Below are 4,331 nucleotides of genomic sequence, written 5' to 3'. Positions count from 1 at the left end.
TACCAAACTTTTTATCAATTATTGTGGTATTTGAGAATCTCTATATAATTATTTTTATTACTTGGTACTTATCTCAGCAATAACGCTTATAACTAAACCGGATTTATTATGATATATAATATAAAATTAAATTTATGTTTTGACTTTCACTTAAAGGTAAAAAACCATGAAATTTATATTAGGAATCATCGCTGTTTTAACAATTTGGGTAATGCCAGTAAAAGCAGAGAACCAAAGCATTGAGAAATTAGTAGAAGCTCTACGACTAGCAGCACCACAAACGGGAACAGAAAATGATGGGTTATATAGCGACTGGCAAGTTAAAGCAGAAAATATTCTCAGATGGTCAAGACTTTGCCCAGGGAAGCAAATGACTGTGGAAGAATTTGAGGCAAACACAACAAAAGCTAGGAAGGTTTTAGAATGCGTAATGGAAGATATTTTAAATGAACAATATGCTGCTAGTGGTAATGATGAGTCATTAGCAGTACGTCGAGCAGCAGCATGGTGGATGACAGGAGACCCAGAGCAATATAATCAAGGCGAGACTGCTAACTATACTAATAAAGTTTTGGATTTCTATCAAAAACAGAAATAATGAAATTTTGTTGCTAAATTAATTAAAAATCCTGTAATACCAAATCTGCTAGTATAGGTAGAAAAAACTAGAGAAACCGGGTTGGTATTAAATTCCCCACCAGAATAACATATACCTTCTATAAACCCGGTTTCTTATAACACTTCAAACCAAGCGGATTTAATATAATACAGGTGCAATAAATTTTGATTTCAATAATTGAACTCTTGAATAAAATTGCTTCTTTATTATATAAATTTATCGCTACGATAGAGCAATAAAATCTAGAATTTTTATGCTTTTTTATTTTTTATTTATGACTCCTAAGCAGCAACTAAACTATTTATAGTAAACATTTATTAAACTTGTATTAGTTCCTACAACACTTTTCAGATTCCTGAACCACAGATTCAAAATCATAACCCTTGTAGGGACGTTCCATGGAACTTCCCTACTGTAGTCTATTCAAATGGAAACTGCTATAATACTAATTTGATAAATGTTTGCTACAAATAACTAGGCTATTTATTAGGAGTCAGGAGTCGCATGGGAATGGCTTCAATACCATTTTTGAGCTGCGGAAATTATCTTTTTTGTCAAAGGCACATCTCCTTTCAACAATTAATCATTAATAATTAATAATTACCTCTTCTGTAATAGAAGGATTGCCTAAAAGGAATTTTTTTTCTTCTCAAGGGGAGATTGGATATGGTTAGGTAACTCATCCATCCCATCCTACGGAAAACTTTCCTTACGGAATGCTACGCAAACGTTAACGACCGCTTTTTCTCCATGAATAGAGAGGCTTTATACCTGGATTTTTCGGTAAAGTCCTTTAATCACACTTATGATTCGTAACATTCTTTTTTCACCCTTGGTATAATAGACAATATTTCACTAGAAAAATTTATGAGTTATTGCTATAATCCTACCTGCCAAAAACCTCAAAACCCAGACAAAAATAAATTCTGTCAAAGTTGCGGAGCAAAACTAATCTTAAGAGAACATTACCGCCTCCTAAAACCAATCGGAATCGGCACATTTAGCCGAACATTCTTAGCAGTCGATCAAGATATTCCATCAAAACCAATCTCTGTAATTAAACAATTTTTACCAATAGCTACTCCAGGCAAAAATGTACCACAAAATATCAATGAAATAGAAAAAGCATCAACATCATTTCATAGAGAAGCATTACAATTAGACAAACTGGGAAAACACCCCCAAATTCCCAGTTTATTAGCTTATTTTGTTGTCTCATCCTATCAATATTTAGTCCAAGAATATATACAAGGAAAAAATTTAGCTCAAGAGTTAAAAGAACAGGGAATATTTGACGAACAAAAAATTAGAAAATTTCTCAGAGAAATACTGCTAGTCTTGCAGTTTATCCACAAAAATCAAGTCATTCACCGCGATATTAAACCAGAAAATATTATTCGTCGTGGTGCTGATGAAAGCGGATATGACTGGGACGAAAATGTATGTTTAGTCGGTTTCGGTGCTGCTAAAGCTATTTCTACTCATCCCACAGTTAAAACTGGTACTGTCATCGGTTCCCCAGAATATACAGCTCCAGAACAATTAATGGGTCAACCAGTATTTGCTAGCGATATCTATAGTTTAGGTGTTGTTTGTATACAGTTAATGACTCAACTAGATCCTTTTGACTTGCGTCACGGTGACGAGTGGTTATGGCAACAACATTTACCGAGACCTGTGAGTACATCCTTGAGTAATATCATTAATAAAATGTTGCAAGTCTCGTTGTCACAACGTTATCATTCAGCAGAAGAAGTTTTAAAAGATTTAATGCAAACAGTAGGCAGTTCTTGGGAAGCATTGGAAAGTTTAGAAAGTCATGGTGACAAAGTGAGAACTGTAGCATTTGGTATTGATGGTCAGACTCTCGTGAGTGGAGGAGAAGATAATAGTATTAAAGTCTGGACTCTGGGAACCAGGAGCGAACCTCGGACTTTAGGAGGTTGGATGTTCGGTCATTCGGGATGGGTGCAGGCGATCGCTTTTAGTCCGGACGGTCAGACTTTGGTGAGTGGGAGTAATGATTGTACGGTAAAAGTTTGGAATTTGGGTACAGGAAAGTTGGTGCGAACTTTGGGGAATTGGTTTGGTCAAGACTGGGGTGCTGTGCAGGCGATCGCTATTAGTCAAGATGGTCAAATATTGGCAAGCAGTCATGGTGACAAGACGGTAAAGGTTTGGTATCTCGGTAGTGGGAAAATGCGAGGATTTTTGAAAGGTCATACTGCATGGGTGGAGTCGGTTGCTATTAGTCCGGATGGAAAAGTTTTAGCGAGTGGGAGTGGGGATAAGACGATTAAGTTATGGGATGTGGCGACTGGAAAATTGTTGTTGACCTTGACTGGTCATAGTGATGTAGTTAGAAGTGTGGCGATCGCTCCTGACGGTCAGATATTAGCGAGTGGTAGTAGTGACAATACTGTGAGGTTGTGGCAGTTAGCGACTGGAGATTTATTGGGAGTATTGCAGCATCCTGATGGAGTGAATAGCGTGGCGATGAGTCCGGATGGTTTGATGTTGGCGAGTGGGTGTCGGGATGGGAATTTGTATTTATGGAATCCTTATACAATGGAGGAAGTAGGAGTCTTGAGTCAAGAAGCGGTAGTAAATGCGGTAACATTTAGTGTAGATGGTCAGATGTTGGCGGCGGGTTGTGGCGATGGGAGTGTGGGTGTGTGGAGGAGGGTGAGTTAGTTGGGTTATAAATTTAATCCTATAAGAATCATTCTTATTCTTCAGTTGTAAGGAATTTTTTTGTAGTGTGTTATGGCAAGTATTAATAAGCTGTTTTATGTTAGAAAATTTTTAATTATAGACTAAAAAAGACTGATAATTTTGTAATAATTTTATTTCTGGAGAAAAGCAATAATGAGTAACTCGAAAGCAAAATGGGGTGCTGATGGTAGTGAACTTCCTACAATAGATCCTCATACTAAAGCAAAGCATCAAATTATCGAAGAATATATAGAAAATCTGATTATAACTCTTCATCAGAAAACAAGGCGTGGAGAAGAAAATTTTACTTTCATAGATGGATTTTGTGGTGGTGGTATGTATGATGACCAAGAGGATTCAAGAAAGTGGGAAGGTTCTCCTATTAGAATCATTAAAGCTGTTCGTTCAGCTCAGAAAAAATGTAAACGCAAGTATCCGCTCAATGTTAAATATATTTTTATAGATAACAAGAAAAATCATATAAACTGCTTGAAAAATTATTCTATGTTAGAAGCAGGTCTGGAAGAATTAGTAAATCAACAACAACATGAAATTTCTGGAGATTTTGGTAGTTTAATAGAGCAGTGTGAATTTATTTGTAGGGATTTTGAAAATGCTGTTTATCATTGTATAGATACAGCCAAAAATCGCAAAGGTCATTCCTTCTTTTTAATCGATCCTTTTGGGTGGAGTGATGTATCAATGAGTAGTATCAGGCGCATAAATACTCTCAAGGGTTCAGAAATTCTCTACACCTACATGATCGATTATTTGAAAAGGTTTGCTATGGGTAAACATAGTGATGATACAACCAATTTTAATAAAATTTTAGAAGCAAGTGGGTATTATGAATTAGAAAACTTTAAACAACTTGATATAGTTGACGGGCAACGCTATCTAAGGAATGAGTCTCTCAGATTATTTAGAGATAAAGGAAACACTAAACACATACATACATTTTCTCTAATACCTAAAGGTTTTACAGTTGTTTTATATT

General features: G+C 35.9%; 3 protein-coding genes. All 3 read left to right on the top strand.

What is annotated here, in order from left to right; genetic code table 11:
- Nucleotides 1–166 precede the first annotated feature (166 nt).
- The gene (locus AFK68_RS08320) at nt 167–598 is read left to right on the top strand and encodes a hypothetical protein (RefSeq protein WP_094672331.1); all 432 of its coding nucleotides are present in this window, start codon (nt 167–169) and stop codon (nt 596–598) included.
- 888 nt (nt 599–1,486) lie between these two features.
- Nucleotides 1,487–3,313 carry a serine/threonine-protein kinase gene (locus tag AFK68_RS08315; RefSeq protein WP_094672330.1) on the top strand — a complete coding sequence of 609 codons (1,827 nt, stop codon included), beginning with the start codon at nt 1,487–1,489 and terminating at the stop codon, nt 3,311–3,313.
- A 174-nt stretch (nt 3,314–3,487) separates the two neighbouring features.
- Nucleotides 3,488–4,331 (top strand): three-Cys-motif partner protein TcmP (gene tcmP, locus AFK68_RS08310; protein ID WP_143437685.1); only part of this gene is annotated, 844 nt, incomplete at its 3' end.

This window comes from Hydrocoleum sp. CS-953, assembly GCF_002260545.1.
Lineage (GTDB): Bacteria > Cyanobacteriota > Cyanobacteriia > Cyanobacteriales > Microcoleaceae > Trichodesmium.
The sequence above is the reverse complement of the archived record's forward strand: the minus strand, read 5'-3'. Positions and strand labels throughout refer to the sequence as shown.